The sequence below is a fragment of the Enterobacter cloacae complex sp. IR5459 genome, from assembly GCF_049238005.1.
In the GTDB taxonomy this organism is placed as follows: domain Bacteria; phylum Pseudomonadota; class Gammaproteobacteria; order Enterobacterales; family Enterobacteriaceae; genus Enterobacter; species Enterobacter hormaechei_C.
This window is the reverse complement of sequence record NZ_JBMKIG010000005.1, coordinates 70,419-91,290: the sequence shown is the minus strand read 5'-3', so window position 1 is coordinate 91,290 and position 20,872 is coordinate 70,419. Positions and strand designations below refer to the sequence as shown.

Genomic DNA, 20,872 nt, shown 5'->3' with positions numbered 1-20,872 from the left:
GAGGTTACAGGATGGGGATGAAAACATCAAAATCGACACACTCATCGCTGTACCCATTAATTTTCATCAGGTAAATACCGTCGCGCAACGTCAGGCGTTGATTTACCATCGCCTTAACGAAGGCAATCTTGTTAAACGCGCTGTAGATTTCCCAGCTACCGCTAAAGGGCATTCTTGCGTATCTCCCACGCACAATGCAGGATTTTTTATTTGTCACCGTGTCGCTTTGTAACGCGTACGATATTAATACCTCGACCAGATACGATCGGCTTTTGCCTAACTCGGGGCGGCGGGGCATCAGAATAATTTTATCGATATCATGGCGGTTTTCTGTCAGGAGCTTTTTGATTTTTTTAGTAATATCATGCACTGAGGTATCAAAAAGATGATCGTGTTCGATAAATTCATGCGTATAGATAAACGTTTCATCCAGATAGCAGACCTCGAGCTCAGGCGTTTCATGTTCGCTTAATAAAAAAGAGGGCTGTAAGATGTCAAAATTCCACCCTCTGGCACATCTGTACTCAGAGGGTGTCAGCCCCATCATTTTTTTAAAGGCTCTGGAAAATCCCTGACTGCTCTGGTAATGGAATAAATACGCAATATCCGTCACCGGAATCGACGTCATTCTCAGCATAATGGCGGCACGGCTTAACCTCCGTCGGAGAATATATTCACCTAAAGAGAGCCGATACTTCTCTTTAAACCATGTTTCGATGGTTCTTCTGCTGTATCCAATATCTGCAACCAAATCACCGATGTGTAAAATAGTAAAGTTATTTTCTTCTACCCAGGAGAGAATATAGTTGCTGATGCTGTCTTTCATTTGTGCGTCAGTGATAGCTTAACGGTAAATCAGTTTGCTGCCAGATGTTAATTCGCGGGCGTAGGGATCCTGGCGATAACCTTAATTTCGAAATCAAAACCCGCAAGCCAGTTAACGCCTATTGCTGTCCAGTTTGGGTAGGGGGGGTGCGGAAACGCCAGTTTTTTTGCCTCCATGATGGCGGGGAACTGGTTTTCAGGATCGGTATGAAATGTCGTGACATCAATCAGATCGTCAAAAGTACACCCTGCGGCTGCCAGAGTCGCCCGTAAATTATCGAACGCCAGCTGCACCTGAGCTGGGAAGTGGGGTTCAGGTGTGCCATCGCTGCGGCTGCCAACCTGACCGGAAACAAATAACAGATCGCCAGAGCGGATTGCTGCTGAATAGCCATGCTCTTCATAGAGGGCATGTCGATTAGCCGGAAAGACGGGGTCACGTGGATGCATGGCTTTTCCTTTTCTGTCAGAGGTATTGTTGTGGTTACGCAGTAGAAGTAACATACGCGATGTATGTCAAAAATGTAATCCACATACGCCGCGTATGTCAAATTATAATTACCGCTTAATGAAGGAAGTCCCATGGCTACAAAACGTCGTGCTGAAACGGCCCAGGAAAATCGCGAGAAAATGATTCAGGCGGCGCGGAAGGCATTTGCTGAAAAAGGCTATGCCGCAGCGTCAATGGATGAACTCACGGCAAGCGTGGGGTTAACACGCGGCGCGCTATATCATAATTTCAACGACAAGAAGGGATTACTGGCGGCGGTGGTCGCGCAGATAGACAGCGAAATGGCAGCAAACGCGAAAGCGATTGCCGCCGCCGCCGATGATGACTGGGAGCGACTGCTGGCGGAGGGCATCGCCTATATCAAAATGGCGCTCGTTCCGGAAGTTCAGCGTATCGTCCTTCTTGACGGCCCGGCTGTTCTGGGCGACCCGGCGCAATGGCCCAGCCAGAACAACTGCCTTGAGTCGACCCGTCAGACCATCGAAAAAATGATGGAGTGCAACGTAATCAAAAAGATGGATGCCAGAGTCGCAGCCCATCTGCTGAACGGCGCTGCGCTGAATGCGGCTCTGCTTATTGCCGCGAGTGATGAACCGCAGAAGACCCTTCCGCATGCCATAGAGGTGTTTACTCTGCTGGCAAGCGGGTTACGCAACGGCTAACGATCTTTACGCCACGCGTCCGCCGTCAATGCTTCACCAAAGTGTCCGGCAATCAGGCGTTTTGTCAGGTCATGGAGCGGGGAGGCCAGTACGTCAGCGGTACTGCCGCGCTCGACCACTTCTCCCTGGTGCATCACCAGCACCTGGTCGCTGATGTGTTTCATCATGCCCAGGTGCTGAGTCACGTAAATATAAGAGATCCCCTGCTTTTCCTGTAACTCCAGCATCAGGTTAATGAGCTGCGAACGCATCGACATATCCAGCGACGCCAGCGCTTCGTCGGCGATAATAACTTTCGGGCGCAGGATCAGCGCGCGGGCCAGACCGAGACGCTGTTTTTGGCCCGGGGCCAGCATGTGCGGGTAATAGCTGACATGGTCGGGCAGGAGGCCTACCAGACGCAGGGTTTCGACAATCCGTTTGCGACGCGCTTCCGGCTCCAGGTCGGTATTCAACCGCAGCGGGAAATCCAGGATCTGGGAAATACGCTGGCGCGGGTTCAGGGACGTCGACGGATCCTGAAAAATCATCCGGATGCGCTGACTGCGAAAAGAGTAGTCCCCAAATTCCAGAGGATGATCGTCAATCAGTATTTCACCGCCGCTTGGCTCGACCATGCCCGCGAGCATTTTTGCCAGGGTCGATTTGCCCGAGCCGTTTTCACCGATAATCGCCAGCGTCTGCTTTTCGCGCAGCGTAAAGCTCAGCGGTTTAACCGCCTCGACGGTCTGACGGTGAAACAGGCCGGTGCGATAGCGAAAGGTCTTACTCAGGTTACGTACTTCCAGTAAGGTTTCGACCATTTCACTCTCTCTCCATGTTCAGCGGGAAATGACAGGCAAACAGATGGTTTTTCGGCCCTGTCAGGCGCGGTGTTTCAATGCATTTACGCTGAGCATACGGGCAACGTGGTCCCAGACGGCAGCCAATGGGCAGCGATTCCAGCAGCGGTATCGCGCCAGGCAGCGTATTCAGACGGCTTTTGTGCGGCATCGCGCTGCCAAAGTCCGGGATCGCCCTGATCAGCGCCTGCGTGTAGGGATGATGTGGCGTCGTCACCAGGTCTTCACTTGGCGCGGTTTCTACCGTCTGGCCGCAATACATTACATCAATTTTATCCGCCCACTTGCTCAGCATTTGCAGGTCGTGACTGATCAGCAAAATGGTGGTGTTGTTATTCTGGTTCAGACGCGTGAGCAGGCGGAAAATCTGGGCCTGGGTGGTTGGCTCCATCGCGTTCGTTGGTTCGTCCGCAATCAGCAGACGCGGCTGATTCGCCAGGGCGATGGCAATCATCACTTTCTGGCATTCACCGTCGGTCAGTTCGTAGGGGAAACTGCGCATCGCGTCTTTATGGTCTTTGATCCCGACACGGTGCAACAGCTCAATGGCACGGCGTTTACGCCAGCCGAAACGCTGCCACCAGCGGCCTTTATAGGTCCAGCCGGGGATGTTCTGCATCAGCTGTTTCCCGACGCGCTCGGACGGATCGAGACAGGATTGCGGCTCCTGGAAAATCATCGAGACGTTATGGCCCACCAGTTTGCGGCGTTCGCGCGGGGAGAGACGCAACAGATCGATGTCGTCGAAGCGCATACGATCGGCGGTCACCCGCCAGTTGTCTTTCGCCACGCCGCAAATGGCCTTGGCGATCAGACTTTTCCCCGAACCCGATTCGCCCACCAGCCCGCGGATTTCGCCCTCTGCGAGCGTAATGCTGATGCGATCCACGGCCTTGACCCAGCCTTCGCCCGTTTTAATTTCTATCGTGAGGTTGCGGATATCGAGTAACGGCATTATTGCACCCCCGCATTGATTGCGCGGCGAATCCCGTCGCCCAGCAGGTTAACGAGCAGCACGCTCACCATGATGGCCGCGCCCGGCAGCATGACCGTCCACGGCGCAACGTAAATCAGCTCCAGCGCATCGCCGAGCATGGCGCCCCATTCCGGGGAGGGAAGCTGCGCGCCAAGGTCCAGGAAGCCCAGCGCTGCGATATCCAGAATCGCCATCGACAGGGCGCGGGTGATCTCCGTCACCAGCCCGGCGGCAATGTTAGGCAGCACGGCAAACCACAAAATATTAAACGTGGTGGCGCCATCCAGACGGGCGGCGACGACATACTCTTTTTCCAGCTCGTCGTGAACCAGGCTGTAAACCGAACGCACCATGCGCGGCAGAATGGCCAGCCAGACGGCGAACATCGCATGGGTGAGGTGCGGCCCCGCGAAGGCCACGACGATAATCGCCAGCAGCAGTGAAGGAATAGAGAGCAGGGTATCAAGAATATGGTTAAGCACGGCCGACCGCAGCCCGTGGGTTGAGCCGGCAAAAATGCCCAGCGCCAGGCCGCAGATCGCGGCAGCCAGGGTGACCACGAACGCGCCGCCTACTGTAGGTGCGGCGCCGCTCAGTAAACGACTTAGCACGTCACGTCCGAGATCGTCAGTCCCCAGGAAGAACGAAACCTCCCCGTAACGCGACCACGACGGCGGTAAAAGCTGATAACCAAGGAACTGCTGATCGATGCCATACGGTGCAAACCACGAACCCAAAACGCACAGCAACACGAGGCCAATGCAGCCGTAAAAGCCGATCATCGCCGTGGTGTCGCCGTAAAAATTACGCCACACGGTACGTAGCGCACCGGGCGTGCGCTTTTCGCTGTAGACGTTATCGTAAGGCATACCATTCCTTATGCTTCAATGGGTTGGCCATGGCACCCAAAATATCGGAAACAACGTTAACAATAATGACCAGGGAGCCAATCACCATCACGCCGGCAGAGATCGCCGCGTAATCCTGCTGGCGAATGGCGTTGATCATCCAGCGTCCAAGGCCCGGCCAGCTGAAAACCATCTCGGTGATCATCGCCAGCGTCAGCATGGTTGAAAATTGCAGCCCAAGACGTGGGATTACGGGTGGCAACGCATTGTGCAGCACATGGCGACGGAGAATCGTCAGGCGAGACAGTCCGCGCGTGGCGGCGGCCTTCACATAGTTTTGATCGAAGACGTCGATAGTGCTGATACGCATCAGGCGAATTACTTCGGTCGTCGGCGCGACGGCCAGCGTGAGCACCGGCAGCACCATGTGGCGCAGCGCGCTCACGATCATTTCGTCGCGCCAGACTGAATCAGAAAGCCAGGCGTCAACGATGGCGAAGCCGCTCACCGTTTGCACGTTATACAGCAGATCAAAACGGCCAGATACCGGCAGCCAGCCTAACGTCAGTGAGAAGAAGAGGGTAAGCAGTAGCGCCAGCCAGAAAACAGGGATGGAAAAGCCAATTAAGGCAAGCGCGCTGATGAATTTATCCTGCCACTTATTACGATAAATGCCCGCCAGCATCCCCACCGGGATCCCCACCATGAGGGCAAAGCCAAAGGCGAGTACACACAGCTCCATGGTGGCCGGGAAAACCACTTTCAGCTGCTCGGAGATGAGCTGTCCGTTAATGCTGGACACGCCAAAATCCCAGTGTAGCAGGCCATTAAACCAGAACAGCCAGGCGTCCCAGAGGGATGAGCCCTGAAGCGGGGCGTGCGGCGTAAAGTAGCTCAGGCTAAAGCCGACAAAGGTCAGGAAGAACAGGGTGACCAGCAGTAACAGCAGCCGACGCAAGGTAAATATAATCATGGTTTCTTCACCTCTTGTTCTTTCTCACGGGTGACGCCCGCGAAGGAGGCGTTACCAAACGGGCTGAGTACCAGCCCTTTAATATCGTAACGGTAGGCCTGGAGGCGCAGGGAAGAGGCAAGCGGCAACACGGGAAGTTCTCTGGCCAGAATATTTTGCGCTTCATCATAGGCCTCAATGCGTGAGGCAAGCTGTTGAGACGCCAACGCTTTTTGCAGCACGGCATCAAATTCCCGGTTACACCAGTGGGCGTAGTTGGTCTGGGAGTTGATTGCCGCACAGCTCAGCAGAGGACGGAAGAAGCTGTCCGGGTCGTTACTGTCGGTGGACCAGCCAGCCAGCGTTAAGTCGTGATTCATGTCCATCAGACGCGCCTCCTGGAAACGGCCTTCGACAGGCACGATGATCACCTTAACGCCCACCTGCGCCATATCAGCCTGCAACAGCTCAGCCGTTTTAAGCGGACTGGGGTTCCACGCCTGAGAGCTGGTGGGCACCCACAGCTGTAGCGTCAGGTTTTCTGCCCCCAGCGCTTTAAGCTGTTCGCGCGCTTTCGCCGGATTATATTCGGTAATCTTCGCCTCGCCGTCATAGGCCCAGGAGGCGCGCGGAAGAATAGAGGCGGCGGTTTCCGCGGTCCCGTAGTAAATCGACTGCATCAGACGCTGATTGTTGATTGCTAACGCCAGCGCATGGCGCACGGCCGGATTATTCAGCGGCGGCTTATCGGTGTTAAACGCCAGATAAGCGATGTTCATTCCCGGGCGCAGTGTCAGGCGCAGGCGTGGGTCGTCGCGCAAAATGGTCAACTGGCTGGCCGCAGGCCAGGCAAGCACGTCGCACTCGCCGGTCAGCAGTTTGGAGAGTCGGCCTGTTCCACCTGAACCCAGATCGACAATGACCTGCGGCATCAGCGGTTTGCCGCGCCAGAAACGATCGTGGCGTTGCAGGCGAATGTATTGTCCGGCGCGGTACTCTGCTAACTGGAACGGACCTGTGCCCACAGGCTCACGATCGAGACGTTCCTGACGATCCTTTTTCGTCAGCTGATCTGCGTATTCGGCTGACATGACCGAGGCGTAGTGCGTCGCCAGATGCCAGAGGAAGGAGGCGTCCGGGCGCGTCAGGCGAAACTCAACCGTACGGTTATCCAGTTTGCGAACGCTTTTGACCGAGTCCGCGAATTGCAGACTGTCGAAATAGGGGAAGTTCCCGCCATTAACGTTATGCCACGGATGATTGCGGTTGAATATGCGCTGGAAGGTGAAAACCACGTCATCCGCGTTGAGTTTACGGGTTGGCGTAAACCACGGAGTGTGCTGAAAGGCGACATCATCGCGTAGACGAAAGCGGTATGTGGCGCCGTTATCAAGCACTTCCCAACTTTCAGCAAGCTCCGGAACCAGCCGATAGGTATAAGGATCGACGTCGAGCAGGCGATCGTAGAGCTGTGCGGCCAGCGTATCAACAATCAGGCCGCTCCCCGCTTTTTGTGGGTTAAAGGTATCAACTTGCCCGCTGACGCAATAGACGAAACCACTCTCCCGGATATCAGGGGGCACAGCGCGATCGGGCGCAGCAAAGGCCAGATTGCTGAACAGACCGAGTGCAAACAGGGACGATAAAACCAGGCGCATAGTTTTTAAGGTTTTTAGATTCGATCTGCAAAGTGTATCGCACTTACGCCTGCTTCGTAAAAATGTCTGGGGGTAAGTGCTGATAATGTCAGCGCATTTGATGTTTTTTGAGCAATGCCCTTAACTGATGGTAGGTCAGGCCCAGCAGTTCAGCCGCCTGTTTCTGATTATATTTCGCCACTTTCAGGCTCTGCTCGAGCAAGTTTTTTTCCTGCTGATGCTGGAACTGGCGTAAATCGAGCGGCAACGCCGGATCCTGCTGGCGCGTCGCCGGAGCCGGGGGCTGTTTATCCTCGCGACGAAACGGATCGAGAATAATGTTGTCCAGTTCGGTCTCGCTGCTGCCATGCCGGTAAACGGACCGTTCCACCACGTTTTTCAGTTCACGAATATTGCCCGGCCAGTGGTAACCGAGCAGGGTCCCGGTGGCCCGTTCGCTGAAGCCCGGAAAGAGCGGCAGACCCAGTTCCCGGCACATCTGAATGGCAAATTGATCGGCCAGCAGCATGATATCGCTGCGCCGCTCCCGCAGCGGCGGCAGCTGAACGACATCGAAAGCCAGCCTGTCCAGCAGGTCGGCGCGGAATTTGTCTTCTGCCACCATCGCGGGCAGGTCGGCGTTAGTAGCGCACACCAGGCGAACGTTAACCTGGAGCGGCTGACTGCCGCCAACGCGTTCCAGTTCGCCATACTCAATGACGCGCAGCAGCTTTTCCTGCACCAGCATCGGCGCGGTCGCCAGCTCGTCGAGAAAGAGCGTTCCGCCATCGGCGCGCTCAAAGCGTCCGGGATGGCGTTTTTGTGCGCCGGTAAAGGCGCCAGCTTCATGACCAAACAGCTCGGTGTCGAGCAGATTTTCATTCAACGCCGCGCAGTTAAGGGAAATAAAAGGGCCGTCCCAGCGGCCAGACAGAAAGTGCAGGCGGTTAGCGATAAGTTCTTTACCCGTTCCGCGCTCACCGATAATCAGCACCGGTTTATTCAGCGGCGCGAGGCGCGAAACCTGTTCAAGCACTTCCAGGAAGCTGTTGGCTTCGCCAAGCAAATTATCTTTATATTCAGCCATGATGAAATTAACCACTCCTTAGTGATATTCACCAGGTGAGAATAGCCGCTGGATGGATAAACATCAATCACATTGAGTAAAATCAATAAGATAAAAAGTTGGCATGGGATTTGTATTATCTGTTCAGCAGGGCATCGCCCGATAACAGAACTTTGAGGATTGAATTATGGGTATTTTTTCTCGTTTTGCCGACATCGTGAACGCCAACATCAACTCGCTGCTGGAGAAAGCGGAAGATCCGCTGAAGCTGGTGCGCCTGATGATTCAGGAGATGGAAGACACGCTGGTTGAAGTACGCTCCACCTCCGCCCGCGCGCTGGCAGAGAAAAAGCAGTTAACACGTCGTATCGAGCAGGCGACTGCCCAGCTTAACGAGTGGCAGGAAAAAGCGGAACTGGCGCTGCGTAAAGATAAAGAAGATCTGGCCCGCGCTGCGCTGATTGAGAAGCAGAAGCTGACCGACATGGTTGCCACGCTGGAACATGAAGTGACGCTGGTGGATGATACTCTGACGCGTATGAAGAAAGAGATTGGTGAGCTTGAAAACAAACTCAGCGAAACCCGTGCACGTCAACAGGCGCTGGCGCTGCGCCACCAGGCTGCAAGCTCGTCCCGCGACGTGCGTCGCCAGCTGGACAGCGGCAAACTGGATGAAGCAATGGCGCGTTTCGAATCGTTTGAACGTCGTATCGACCACATGGAAGCGGAAGCCGAAAGCCACAGCATCGGTAAGCAGAAAACCCTGGATCAGCAGTTTGCTGACCTGAAGGCCGATGATGAAATTAGCGAGCAACTGGCTGCGCTGAAAGCCAAAATGAAACAAGACAACCAATAATAATTCCTGCGGCACCTGAGCGTGCCGCATCGTTAGACAAGGAGTACACATGAGCGCGCTTTTTCTGGCTATACCCCTGACCATTTTCGTGCTGTTTGTTCTGCCCATCTGGTTATGGCTGCACTACAGCAACCGCTCTTCACGCGGTGAGCTGTCGCAGAGTGAACAACAGCGGCTGGCGCAGCTCTCTGCCGAGGCAAATAAAATGCGCGAACGTATTCAGGCGCTGGAAGCCATCCTGGACGCGGAACACCCAAACTGGAGGGAACGGTAATGGCTGGACTGAATCTGAATAAAAAACTGTGGCGGCTCCCACAGCAGGGCATGGTTCGGGGCGTTTGCGCCGGGCTGGCGCACTATCTGGATGTCCCGGTAAAACTGGTGCGTGTGGTCACCGTATTGTCGATTTTCTTCGGTCTGGCCTTTATTACACTGGTGGCATACATCATTCTGTCGTTTGTACTCGATCCTATGCCGGAAGGTGAGCTGAATGCTGAGAACACGCCAACCAGCAGCGATCTCCTGAACGCGGTGGATGAACAGCTGAGCGCAGGGGAGAAGCGATTGCGCGAGATGGAACGTTATGTCACCTCCGATACCTTTACGCTGAGAAGTCGTTTTCGTCAGCTTTAAGAGAGAACTTACATGAAACAAAACTGGCAACAGGCCGGTCAGAAGGTAAAACCCGGCCTGAAAATCGCAGGTAAACTGGTTCTGATGACGGCGTTACGTTATGGCCCGGCCGGTGTGGCGGGTTGGGCGATCAAGTCTGTTGCCCGCAAGCCGGTCAGAATGATGCTGGCGGTCGCTCTGGAGCCGCTGTTACAGAAACTGGCAAAACGCGTTTCCCGGCGCTACTTGTCACGCTAGATCCTCCCGCATAAGCCCTTTCTCCCCCAGAGAAGGGGCATGACTTTCCTTTCTGCGTTTCTTCTGCTTTTCTGCTTTCTTTGCGGCAGCTCACAATAATGCGTTGCGCTGCGCTGAGAATGCTGCTTTCTGCCCCCGGGTCCGTTGACAGTTATTTTTCATGGGAGTAGATTGCCACTCAGTGGGACCGCTACCATGGAAAATAATGTGAACGCAAAAATTAAAAAACTCATCAATCATATCTACGGTGAATCATTTTCAGATGCACACCTTAACGTGTTATTAACTAAGCTTGAAAAAGCGGCGACTAATATTACGGAAAAGCGTAAGTCAGGCTGGGATGAAAAAGACGTTGTGCTGATTACCTATGCCGATCAGTTCTCCACAAAAGGGGAGCAAGCGTTGCCGGTATTTACCCGGTTCTATAATGCATGGCTTTCTCGTACGTTTTCCCATGTCCATCTGTTACCTTTTTATCCGTGGTCTTCGGATGATGGATTTTCCGTTATTGATTATCACGAGGTTGCTCCTGAAACAGGAACCTGGCGAGATGTCGCGGAATTAAAACATTCAGCCAGCTTAATGTTTGACTTCGTTTGCAATCATATGTCAGCGAAAAGCGAATGGTTTGCTAATTATCTTGCGCAGAAGCCGGGCTACGAAGATTTCTTTATTTCTGTCGACCCCGAAACCGATTTATCCGCGGTGACGCGTCCACGCGCATTACCGCTGCTGACGCCGTTCACGCTTCATGATGGCAGCGTTCGTCATCTGTGGACCACATTCAGCGATGACCAGATCGATCTCAATTTCGCCTCGCCGCAGGTGCTGATTGCCATGGTTGACGTTCTGCTCCATTACCTCATGGAAGGGGCGCGTTATATCCGTCTGGATGCGGTCGGGTTTATGTGGAAGATCCCGGGAACCACCTGTATCCATCTGGAACAAACCCATTGCCTTATCCAGCTGTTCCGCGCCATTACGGACGCTGTGGCGCCTGGAACGGTGATCATCACTGAGACAAATGTTCCCCACAAAGACAATGTCTCTTACTTCGGTGATGGTGAAAATGAAGCCCAGATGGTCTATCAGTTTTCCTTACCTCCGCTGGTGCTGCATGCTGTTCATCGTCAGGATGTTAAAGCCCTATGCCAGTGGGCGGGGTCACTGGCGCTGCCTTCAACTCATACCACCTGGTTTAATTTCCTGGCCTCGCATGATGGTATCGGTTTGAACCCGTTACGCGGCATCCTTCCGGAATCAGAGATCCTCTCGCTGGTTGAAAAGCTTCAGCAGGAAGGCGCGCTGGTCAACTGGAAAAATAATCCTGACGGTACGCGAAGCCCCTATGAAATTAATGTCACCTATCTTGATGCGTTGAGTTTGCGAGACAGCTCAGATGATGAGCGCATTGCGCGGTTCATCCTGGCGCATGCTGTGTTGTTAAGTTTTCCTGGCGTACCGGCTGTATATATTCAAAGCATTCTCGGTTCGCGTAACGATTATGAAGGTGTCGAACGTCTTGGATATAACCGCGCAATAAACAGGAAGAAATACACCGCAGGTCAGGTTGATCTGGAACTCAATAATAAGAAGAGTATACGTTATCAAATTTATTCTCGTTTGAGTGAGTTTATTGCTATTCGTCGCGGCGAGAGTGCGTTCCATCCGGATAGCCAGGCTATTTTTGACGCAATCGGCGAACATATCCTTAAAATTGTTCGTGTTGCTGAAAATGGCGAGCGAATGACAGCATTATTTAATTTTAGCAATAAAATGCAGACCATTTATGGACAAACGCTCTTTGGTAGGGAATTACTATCAGGACACGATATTAGCGGTACGGAACTGAACCTCAATCCATGGCAGGTAATGTGGATTAAAGAAAACTAAAAAGGACCCTAAAATGAAAATGCCCAAAATTGTGCTGTTATCAGCACTGGTTTCGTGCGCCCTGTTATCAGGCTGTAAGGACGATAAAGCATCTCAGGTCACTATTGAGTTTATGCACTCGTCGGTAGAACAGGAGCGTCAGGCAGTTATTACGAAACTGATCGAAAAATTCGAGAAAGAGAACCCGACTATTACGGTGAAACAGGTACCCGTTGAGGAAGATGCCTATAACACCAAGGTCATTACGTTGGCCCGTACCGGCGCGCTGCCGGAAGTAATTGAAGTCAGCCATGACTACGCCAAAGTCATGGATAAAGAGCAACTGCTGGACCGTGACGCGATCGGCAACGCGATTAAAGCCGTCGGTGAAGATACCTTTTATGACGGCATTTTACGCGTTGTTCGCACTGAAGACGGCAAGTCATGGACGGGGGTGCCGGTTAGCGCCTGGCTGTCCGGCGTCTGGTATCACAAAGATGCGCTCGCGGCAGCAGGAATCGAAGAGCCGCACAACTGGGAGCAACTGCTGAAGGCCAGTCAGGCGCTCAACGATCCGGCGAAAAAACATTACGGTATCGCGCTGCCAACCGCAGAAAGCGTCATGACCGAGCAGGCTTTCTCGCAGTTTGCGTTGTCAGGCGGAGCCAACGTCTTTGATGCAAACGGCAACGTGAAAATCGATACCCCTGAAATGTCGAAAGCGCTGGCGTTTTATCGGGCACTGGCCGCGAACACCATGCCGGGCTCGAATGATGTCATGGAGATCAAAGACGCCTTCATGAACGGCTCTGCGCCGATGGCCGTTTACTCCACCTATATCCTGCCCGCGGTCTACAAATATGGCAATCCGGCCAACCTGGGGTTCGTGGTCCCGACGGAAAAATCATCAGCCGTGTACGGCATGATCACCTCGTTGACGATCACGACCGGCCAGACCGAAGAGGAAACGCAGGCGGCAGAAAAATTTGTGACCTGGATGGAGCAGGCTCAAAACGCGTCTGACTGGGTGATGATGTCCCCTGGTGCGGCGCTGCCGGTGAACAAACTCGTGGTGGGCACTGAGAGCTGGAAAAACAACGACGTGATCAAAGCCTTTGGTCAACTGCCTTACGAGCTGATTGCGCAGTTCCCGAACGTCCAGGTATTTGGCGCCGTAGGCGACAAAAACTTTACCCGCATGGGAGATGTTACCGGGTCCGGCATTATCAGTTCCATGGTGCATAACGTAACGGTGGGACAAAAAGATCTCAATGCGACGTTAAGCAACAGCCAGAAGAAACTGACTGACCTGATCTCACAACGATAGGAGCGCTTTGCGAAGGGAATTATGAAGACGTTGTTTTCTGGTCGTTCAGATATGCCTTTCGCCATGCTGCTGTTGGCCCCCAGCCTGATTTTGCTGGGGGGCCTGGTGGCCTGGCCAATGATTTCCAACATTGAAATCAGTTTTTTACGTTTACCGATGAACCCGCGTATTGATGCGGTGTTCGTCGGCCTGGATAACTACATTCGCATTCTGGGCGATGCTGCGTTCTGGCACTCCCTGTGGATGACGTTCTGGTATACGGCCCTGGTCGTGCTCGGCAGCACCGGGTTGGGACTGGCCGTAGCGATCTTCTTTAACCGTGAATTCCGCATGCGGAAAACGGCACGTTCACTGGTGATTCTGTCCTACGTGACGCCGTCTATTTCACTGGTATTTGCCTGGAAATACATGTTCAACAACGGCTACGGGATTGTGAACTACCTGGGCGTTGATCTGCTGCATCTCTACGATCAGGCGCCGCTGTGGTTCGATAATCCTGGCAGCAGTTTTGTCCTGGTTGTGCTGTTCGCCATCTGGCGTTACTTCCCGTACGCCTTTATCTCGTTCCTCGCAATTTTGCAGACCATTGATAAATCATTGTACGAAGCGGCAGAGATGGACGGGGCGAATGCCTGGCAGCGTTTTCGTATCGTGACGTTGCCCGCCATCATGCCGGTGCTGGCCACGGTGGTCACGCTGCGAACCATCTGGATGTTCTACATGTTTGCGGATGTGTATCTGCTCACCACCAAGGTCGACATTCTGGGCGTATATCTCTACAAAACCGCCTTTGCGTTCAATGACCTGGGTAAAGCAGCCGCCATTTCCGTTGTGCTGTTTGTGATCATCTTCGCGGTCATTCTGCTGACCAGAAAAAGGGTAAACCTCAATGGCAACAAATAAACGCGTTCTGGGCCGTATCGGTTTTTATCTGGGACTGGCGGTATTCCTGATTATCACGCTGTTTCCGTTTTTTGTAATGTTGATGACGTCATTCAAAAGCGCGAAAGAGGCGATCTCGCTGCACCCGACCATTCTGCCGCAGGAGTGGACGCTACAGCACTACATCGACATCTTTAACCCGCTGATTTTCCCGTTTGTGGATTACTTCCGTAACAGCATGGTGGTGTCGCTGACCTCCTCGGTCATTGCGGTGTTTCTCGGTACGCTGGGCGCGTATGCGTTATCCAAACTGCGCTTTAAAGGGCGCACGACGATCAATGCGAGCTTCTACACCGTCTATATGTTCTCCGGGATCCTGCTGGTGGTGCCGCTGTTCAAAATCATCACCGCGCTCGGCATTTATGACACCGAACTGGCGCTGATCATCACCATGGTGACGCAGACGTTGCCTACCGCGGTCTTTATGCTGCGCAGCTATTTCGACACCATCCCGGACGAAATCGAAGAAGCCGCGATGATGGACGGCCTGAACCGCCTGCAAATCATCTTCCGCATCACCGTGCCGCTGGCGATCTCGGGTCTGGTGTCGGTCTTTGTCTACTGCTTCATGGTGGCGTGGAATGACTATCTGTTCGCCTCCATTTTCCTGTCCAGCGCCAGCAACTTCACGTTGCCGGTGGGGCTGAACACGCTCTTCAGTACGCCAGATTACATCTGGGGTCGCATGATGGCGGCATCGCTGGTAACGGCACTTCCGGTCGTCATTATGTATGCCCTGTCTGAACGTTTTATTAAAAGTGGTTTGACCGCCGGCGGCGTGAAGGGCTGAGGCGGCCGATATTAACAAGGAGTCAGTCATGAAAAAATTAGTTGCGACAGCGCCTCGTGTAGCGGCGCTGGTGGAATACGAAGATCGTCCTGTTGCAGCACATGAGGTGAAGATTCGTGCCCGTTATGGTGCCCCGAAACACGGCACCGAAGTCGTGGATTTCCGCGCGGCAAGCCCGTTCATCGATGAAGAGTTCAACGCTGAGTGGCAGATGTTTACCCCGCGTGAAAAAGGTGCAGCGCGCGGCATCGAATTTGGTAAATTCCAGCTGGGGAACATGATCGTCGGCGACATTATCGAATGTGGTGCGGACGTGACGGAATACCAGATCGGCGACAGCGTCTGCTGCTACGGCCCGTTGCAGGAAACGGTCATCGTAAACGCGGTGAACAACTATAAGCTGCGCAAAATGCCGCAGGGCGCATCCTGGAAAAACGCCGTTTGCTACGATCCGGCGCAGTTCGCCATGAGCGGCGTGCGTGATGCTAACGTCCGCGTAGGGGATTTCGTCGTGGTTGTGGGGCTGGGCGCGATTGGCCAGATTGCGATTCAGTTGGCGAAAAAAGCCGGTGCGTCAGTGGTTATTGGTGTCGATCCTATCGAACATCGCTGTGAGATCGCCTGCCGTCACGGTGCAGACCACTGCCTGAACCCAATCGGTACCGATGTCGGTCTGGAAATTAAGAAACTGACCGGCAAGCAGGGCGCCGATGTGATCATCGAAACCAGCGGATTTGCAGATGCGCTGCAATCTGCGCTGCGCGGTCTCGCCTACGGTGGAACGATCTCCTACGTGGCTTTCGCCAAGCCGTTTGCGGCAGGCTTCAACCTTGGTCGCGAAGCACACTTCAATAACGCCAAAATTGTCTTCTCCCGCGCATGCAGTGAACCCAACCCGGATTATCCGCGCTGGAGCCGCAAGCGTATTGAAGAGACCTGCTGGGAATTGCTGATGAACGGTTATCTCAATTGCGAAGATCTGATCGACCCGGTCGTCACCTTCACCACCAGCCCGGAAAGCTATATGAAGTATGTCGATCAGCACCCGGAACTCAGTATCAAAATGGGCGTCATTTTTTAAGCTAAGGACAGCAATCATGAAAATCGCAACACAAAACCAGGCCTTTTTCCCGACCGCTATCATGGAAAAATTCGAATACATCAAAGCGATGGGATTTGATGGCTACGAAATTGATGGCCGACTGCTGGTGGAAAACCTCGACGAAGTAAAAGCGGCTATCAAAGCCACCGGCCTGCCGGTCACGACGGCCTGTGGCGGATACGATGGCTGGATCGGGGATTTCATTGAAGAACGCCGCCTGAACGGTCTACAGCAGATTGAACGCATTCTGGAAGCGCTGGCAGAAGTGGGCGGAAAGGGGATTATCGTTCCGGCTGCCTGGGGGATGTTTACCTTCCGTCTGCCGCCAATGACTTCGCCACGTAGTCTGGACGGCGATCGCAAAGCGGTCAGCGCTTCCCTGCGCTGGCTGGATGAGGTGGCAGCGCGCACCGGTACTACCGTCTACCTGGAGCCGCTGAACCGCTATCAGGATCATATGATCAACACTCTGGCCGACGCGCGTCGTTATATCGAAGAGAACGGCCTGAAGCACGTGCAGATCATCGGTGATTTCTACCACATGAATATTGAAGAAGACTCCCTGACGGAAGCGCTGCATCAGAACCGCGACCTGCTGGGTCATGTGCACATTGCTGATAACCACCGCTATCAGCCGGGCAGCGGCAGCCTCGATTTCGCCAGCCTGTTCGATCAGCTGCGTGCCGATAATTATCAGGGTTACGTCGTGTACGAGTGCCGGGTGCGTGCCGACGATCCGGCTCAGGCCTATAAGGACTCTCTCACTTACTTGCGTGAATGCTAAGGATGACGAGCGTGATGAGTGCTTCTACACCTTTGCCTCTGCGCGTCGCCATCATTGGCGCCGGGCAGGTTGCAGACAAAGTGCATGCCTCGTATTACGCCACGCGCAGTGATGTTCAAATGGTGGCTGTCATGGACAGCCGCCTTGAGCAGGCACAGGCGTTCGCGGAACGTTATGCTATTCCATCGGCATGGCAGGACGCTCACGAGATGTTGCAGGAAGTAAAACCGGATGTGGTGAGCGTCTGTTCGCCTAACCGGTTCCATTTTGAACATGTGATGGCGGCTCTCGAAGCAGGTTGTCATGTGATGTGTGAAAAGCCGCCGGCGATGACGCCGCACCAGGCGGATGAGATGCGTCTCGCGGCGCGCAAGGCCGGAAAAGTCCTCGCGTACGATTTTCACCATCGCTTTGCGCTGGATACCCAGCTCCTGCGCGATGCGGTAATGAACGGAACGCTCGGTGAAATTTACTTCACCTCCGCGCAGGCGCTGCGTCGTTGCGGTGTGCCGGGGTGGGGCGTTTTCACCAATAAATCGCTCCAGGGCGGCGGGCCGCTGATCGATATCGGCATTCATATGCTGGACGCCGCGATGTACGTGCTGGGTTTCCCGCCCGTGAAGCGGGTAACCGCGCACAGCTTCCAGAGACTGGGGAACCGGAAACACACCGGCCAGTTTGGCGAATGGGATCCTGCGCAGTTTACCGTGGAAGATGCCCTGTTTGGCACGATTGAGTTCTGCAACGGTGGCATTCTGCGTCTGGACACCTCTTTTGCGCTTAATATCCGCGAGCAGTCGATCATGAACGTCTCTTTCTGCGGTGAGAAGGCGGGTGCAACGCTGTTCCCGGCACACATTTATAACGACGAAGCCGGTGTTTTACAGACGCTGACCCAGCGGGAAGAAGCTGACGATCGCCGACATCTGCGCAGTATGGACGCGTTTGTTCGCCACGTATTGGGCGAGCCGGTCATGATTGCCGATGCGGAGCAGGGGCTGGTGATCCAGCAATTAGTCGCGGCGTTATATGAAGCCGCGGAAACAGGGGAAAGCGTGACGTTATGCTGAACCAGTCTATATTAACCGATCCGAGCTTTTGCCCGCATAGCCTGAATAAGTACGCGTCCATTATGGCCTGCGGCAATGGCTACATGGGCATTCGCGCCACGCATGAAGAAGATTACACCCAGCAGACCAGAGGCATGTATCTCGCGGGGCTGTATCATCGCGCGGGACGCAACGAAACCACAGAGCTGATCAATCTGCCGGATGTCACCGGGGTTGAAGTTGAGCTGGACGGCGTCAATTTCACGCTCCTGTCAGGCGAAATTCTTGAGTGGCAACGCGAGCTGGCCTTTGCTAACGGCGAACTGCATCGTAACGTTGTCTGGCGTTCGCCGGACGGAAAACGCTATCGCCTCGAGAGCCGTCGTTTTGTTTCGCTGGACCAGTTGCCCTTAGTGGCAATGCGGCTCTCGATTACACCGCTTGATGGCGCCGCTCAGGCCGTGCTGAAAACCGGCATAGATGCGACACAGACGAACAGCGGCAGGCAGCATCTGGATGAAATCTCGGTCAGGGTTTTTGACCAGCACTACATGCAGGGTGTGTATGAAACGCAGGACCGGGCGTCTGAAGTTGTTGTTTCGGCGTTTTGTCAGCTCTCCGCTCAGAGCGACAGCTGTTTCACCGCCAAAAATCGTCGCCTCAGCGTTCATCATTCTCTGACTATCTCGCAAGGTGACACCGTCACGCTTGAGAAGATCGTCTGGCTGACCCATCGCAGCGATAAAGCGCTCTCACAGGAGTCTTTCGCCCGCAACGCGCTGGCCGATCTCAAAGTCTGCGCGGCAAGAGGCTACGATGCGTTGCTTGAAAGCTCAGCGTACGCCTGGGAAGCGGTCTGGCGTGACGCTCGGGTGGAAGTGACTTGTGCAGAACAGCAGGATCAGCTTGCACTGGATTATGCCGTCTGGCACCTGACGACAATGACGCCAGCCCATAGCGAAAGAAGCAGCATTGCCGCGAAAGGGCTGACGGGGGAAGGGTACAAAGGGCACGTCTTCTGGGATACCGAAATTTTCCTGTTGCCGTTCCATCTGTTTACCCGTCCACAGATTGCCCGCAGCCTGCTGCGCTATCGCTGGCTGAATCTTTCTGGCGCGCGTGAAAAAGCACGCCGTAACGGTTGGCCGGGCGCGTTGTTCCCGTGGGAAAGCGCCGCCAGCGGAGAGGAAGAGACGCCAGAATTCGCAGCCATTAACATCCGCACCGGGGTTCGCCAGAAGGTCGCCTCCGCACTCGCTGAACACCACATCGTGGCTGATATTGCCTGGGCCGTTGTCGCTTACTGGCAGGCAACACACGACGATGCCTTTATGCGCAATGAGGGTCTGACGCTGCTGATGGAAACCGCTTCGTTCTGGATGGGACGCGCGACGGAAATTAATGGTCGTCTTGAGATCCATGACGTGATCGGACCGGATGAATACACCGAGCATGTCAACAACAACGCTTACACCAACTATCTGGCCTGGCACAACGTTGCCTGCGCGCGTCAGTTTATGGCGATGTTTGGGCGTGAAGATGCGCGTTTTACGGAGAATGCCGGTAAGTTCCTGGCGCGCCTGTGGCTGCCAGAGGCCGACGCAGAGGGTGTGATCCCGCAGGATGATACCTTCATGGCAAAACCTGCCATCGATCTGAGCCGCTATAAAGCCAAAGCGGGTAAGCAAACCATTCTGCTTGATTACTCTCGCGCGGAAGTGAACGAGATGCAGATCCTGAAGCAGGCCGACGTGGTGATGCTTAACTACCTGCTGCCGGAACGGTTTACGCCGCAGCAATGTGCCGCCAATCTGGCGTTCTACGAGCCACGCACGATCCATGATTCATCCCTGAGTAAAGCCATTCACGGCATTGTGCTCGCACGCTGCGGTGACACCGAGGGGGCGTATGCCTTCTGGCGCGATGGGATTGCCATCGACCTGGGGGACGACCCGCACAGCAGTGATGACGGTATTCATGCCGCCGCCACCGGTGCGATCTGGTTGGGCGCCATTCAGGGATTTGCTGGCCTGCACATTAGCGAAGGGGAGCTGCATCTTGCGCCGAAGCTGCCTGCTCACTGGCAGAAACTCGCCTTCCCGCTGCGGTGGCGGGGCGCAACAATGCACATTACCTGTGAAGATGACCAGTTAACCATTGAAACCACCGCACCTGTCACGTTGACGCTGTGGGGTAAAACGCTGCATGTTTCAGGGCGAAAGGTCTGTGAGCGTAAGGACTTTCTTGTACCTGTTAATGGGACCGCTACCACGGAGGGGCGCCATGACGCTTAACGCTGTTGTATTCGATCTGGACGGGGTGATCACCGATACCGCGCATCTTCACTTTCTGGCCTGGCGCGCCGTGGCGGAGGAGATTGGTATCACCTTCGACGAAGTATTTAACGAACAGCTGAAGGGAATAAGCCGTATGGACTCCCTCCAGCGCATTCTGATACATGGCGGGAAAGAGGGGATGTTCAGTGACGAGCAGCGCCTGGCGCTGGCGACGAAAAAAAACGCGCTTTACGTCCAGTCGCTGGCATCACTGACGCAGGATTCGCTGCTGCCGGGTATTCGCGACGTGCTGGCGGATATTCGCGCCGCGAAGGTCAAAATTGGCCTGGCATCCGTATCGCTTAATGCTCCTGGGATTTTGCACGCGTTGGGTATTCATCAGGCTTTCGATTTTTGCGCCGATGCTTCGCGTATTAGCCGCTCAAAGCCGGACCCGGAAATCTTCCTTGCGGCCTGTAAAGGACTGAACGTGCGTCCTGAAGAGGCCATTGGTATCGAAGATGCCGCCGCAGGGGTAGATGCGATCAACGCCGCAGGAATGCTGTCGGTCGGGATTGGGCCTGGCCTGAACCATGCGGGATTACAACTTCATTCAACGCAGGAACTGACCTGGGAACGCCTGACGGCGTTCTGGGCATCCCGGGCGTATTGATAAGGAATTAAT

22 protein-coding genes are annotated in these 20,872 nt (G+C 54.4%); 14 read left to right on the top strand and 8 right to left on the bottom strand.

Going from position 1 to position 20,872, the window contains the following annotated elements:
- Window positions 1-4 precede the first annotated feature (4 nt).
- Together ACOTX4_RS12170 and ACOTX4_RS12165 are read right to left on the bottom strand one after the other, a co-directional pair.
- Window positions 5-826: a helix-turn-helix transcriptional regulator gene (locus tag ACOTX4_RS12170; RefSeq protein WP_032609347.1), complete on the bottom strand. Its 822-nt coding sequence runs from the start codon at window positions 824-826 to the stop codon at window positions 5-7.
- 47 nt (window positions 827-873) lie between these two features.
- Window positions 874-1,275, bottom strand: a complete 402-nt coding sequence (locus ACOTX4_RS12165; RefSeq protein WP_032609346.1) for a RidA family protein — start codon at window positions 1,273-1,275, stop codon at window positions 874-876.
- 132 nt (window positions 1,276-1,407) lie between these two features.
- Between ACOTX4_RS12165 and ACOTX4_RS12160 the strand changes: the two genes are divergently transcribed.
- A complete protein-coding gene (locus ACOTX4_RS12160; RefSeq protein WP_003856836.1) occupies window positions 1,408-1,998 on the top strand; it encodes a TetR/AcrR family transcriptional regulator in 591 nt (196 codons plus the stop codon).
- Here the strand turns inward: ACOTX4_RS12160 and sapF are convergent.
- The 6 genes from sapF to pspF form a co-directional block, all read right to left on the bottom strand.
- Window positions 1,995-2,801 carry a putrescine export ABC transporter ATP-binding protein SapF gene (sapF, locus tag ACOTX4_RS12155; protein ID WP_003856838.1) on the bottom strand — a complete coding sequence of 269 codons (807 nt, stop codon included), beginning with the start codon at window positions 2,799-2,801 and terminating at the stop codon, window positions 1,995-1,997. The genes ACOTX4_RS12160 and sapF overlap by 4 nt on opposite strands.
- Before the next feature lies 1 nt (window position 2,802).
- Complete coding sequence (sapD, locus tag ACOTX4_RS12150; RefSeq protein ID WP_003856840.1) at window positions 2,803-3,795, bottom strand: putrescine export ABC transporter ATP-binding protein SapD; 993 nt, start codon at window positions 3,793-3,795, stop codon at window positions 2,803-2,805.
- Window positions 3,795-4,685: a putrescine export ABC transporter permease SapC gene (sapC, locus tag ACOTX4_RS12145; protein ID WP_003856843.1), complete on the bottom strand. Its 891-nt coding sequence runs from the start codon at window positions 4,683-4,685 to the stop codon at window positions 3,795-3,797. Before sapC ends, sapD begins: the two co-directional genes overlap by 1 nt.
- Window positions 4,672-5,637 carry a putrescine export ABC transporter permease SapB gene (sapB, locus tag ACOTX4_RS12140; protein ID WP_003856845.1) on the bottom strand — a complete coding sequence of 322 codons (966 nt, stop codon included), beginning with the start codon at window positions 5,635-5,637 and terminating at the stop codon, window positions 4,672-4,674. The genes sapC and sapB overlap by 14 nt, the downstream gene beginning before the upstream one ends.
- Window positions 5,634-7,274 carry an ABC transporter substrate-binding protein SapA gene (gene sapA, locus ACOTX4_RS12135; RefSeq protein WP_003856847.1) on the bottom strand — a complete coding sequence of 547 codons (1,641 nt, stop codon included), beginning with the start codon at window positions 7,272-7,274 and terminating at the stop codon, window positions 5,634-5,636. The genes sapB and sapA overlap by 4 nt, the downstream gene beginning before the upstream one ends.
- Before the next feature lie 88 nt (window positions 7,275-7,362).
- On the bottom strand, window positions 7,363-8,355 hold the full coding sequence (gene pspF / locus ACOTX4_RS12130; RefSeq protein ID WP_346399535.1) for a phage shock protein operon transcriptional activator: 993 nt from the start codon (window positions 8,353-8,355) through the stop codon (window positions 7,363-7,365).
- 151 nt (window positions 8,356-8,506) lie between these two features.
- On the opposite strand from pspF, the gene pspA reads away from it, so the two are divergent.
- The 13 genes from pspA (at window position 8,507) to pgmB (ending at window position 20,860) form a co-directional block, all read left to right on the top strand.
- Entirely contained in the window at window positions 8,507-9,175 is a 669-nt protein-coding gene (pspA, locus tag ACOTX4_RS12125) for a phage shock protein PspA (RefSeq protein WP_421635387.1), read from the top strand.
- A gap of 49 nt (window positions 9,176-9,224) precedes the next feature.
- Window positions 9,225-9,449, top strand: a complete 225-nt coding sequence (gene pspB / locus ACOTX4_RS12120; RefSeq protein WP_003856853.1) for an envelope stress response membrane protein PspB — start codon at window positions 9,225-9,227, stop codon at window positions 9,447-9,449.
- Complete coding sequence (pspC, locus tag ACOTX4_RS12115; protein WP_045333121.1) at window positions 9,449-9,808, top strand: envelope stress response membrane protein PspC; 360 nt, start codon at window positions 9,449-9,451, stop codon at window positions 9,806-9,808. Before pspB ends, pspC begins: the two co-directional genes overlap by 1 nt.
- 12 nt (window positions 9,809-9,820) lie before the next feature.
- Entirely contained in the window at window positions 9,821-10,045 is a 225-nt protein-coding gene (gene pspD, locus ACOTX4_RS12110; RefSeq protein WP_003856857.1) for a phage shock protein PspD, read from the top strand.
- Window positions 10,046-10,240: 195 nt separating this feature from the next.
- Window positions 10,241-11,938 (top strand): sugar phosphorylase, encoded by a 1,698-nt coding sequence (locus ACOTX4_RS12105; protein ID WP_045333120.1) that lies wholly within the window; start codon window positions 10,241-10,243, stop codon window positions 11,936-11,938.
- 13 nt (window positions 11,939-11,951) lie between these two features.
- Window positions 11,952-13,244, top strand: a complete 1,293-nt coding sequence (locus tag ACOTX4_RS12100) for an ABC transporter substrate-binding protein (RefSeq protein WP_045333119.1) — start codon at window positions 11,952-11,954, stop codon at window positions 13,242-13,244.
- A gap of 21 nt (window positions 13,245-13,265) precedes the next feature.
- Window positions 13,266-14,147 (top strand): carbohydrate ABC transporter permease, encoded by an 882-nt coding sequence (locus ACOTX4_RS12095; protein ID WP_063937627.1) that lies wholly within the window; start codon window positions 13,266-13,268, stop codon window positions 14,145-14,147.
- A complete protein-coding gene (locus tag ACOTX4_RS12090; RefSeq protein WP_003856865.1) occupies window positions 14,134-14,976 on the top strand; it encodes a carbohydrate ABC transporter permease in 843 nt (280 codons plus the stop codon). Before ACOTX4_RS12095 ends, ACOTX4_RS12090 begins: the two co-directional genes overlap by 14 nt.
- Before the next feature lie 28 nt (window positions 14,977-15,004).
- Entirely contained in the window at window positions 15,005-16,057 is a 1,053-nt protein-coding gene (locus tag ACOTX4_RS12085; protein ID WP_045333117.1) for a zinc-dependent alcohol dehydrogenase, read from the top strand.
- A 16-nt stretch (window positions 16,058-16,073) separates the two neighbouring features.
- Window positions 16,074-16,862: a sugar phosphate isomerase/epimerase family protein gene (locus tag ACOTX4_RS12080; RefSeq protein WP_003856868.1), complete on the top strand. Its 789-nt coding sequence runs from the start codon at window positions 16,074-16,076 to the stop codon at window positions 16,860-16,862.
- Between the two features lie 11 nt (window positions 16,863-16,873).
- Window positions 16,874-17,932 carry a Gfo/Idh/MocA family protein gene (locus ACOTX4_RS12075; protein WP_086581367.1) on the top strand — a complete coding sequence of 353 codons (1,059 nt, stop codon included), beginning with the start codon at window positions 16,874-16,876 and terminating at the stop codon, window positions 17,930-17,932.
- A complete protein-coding gene (locus ACOTX4_RS12070) occupies window positions 17,926-20,205 on the top strand; it encodes a glycoside hydrolase family 65 protein (RefSeq protein ID WP_063937625.1) in 2,280 nt (759 codons plus the stop codon). Before ACOTX4_RS12075 ends, ACOTX4_RS12070 begins: the two co-directional genes overlap by 7 nt.
- The gene (gene pgmB / locus ACOTX4_RS12065) at window positions 20,195-20,860 is read left to right on the top strand and encodes a beta-phosphoglucomutase (RefSeq protein WP_023314241.1); all 666 of its coding nucleotides are present in this window, start codon (window positions 20,195-20,197) and stop codon (window positions 20,858-20,860) included. Before ACOTX4_RS12070 ends, pgmB begins: the two co-directional genes overlap by 11 nt.
- Window positions 20,861-20,872 lie beyond the last annotated feature (12 nt).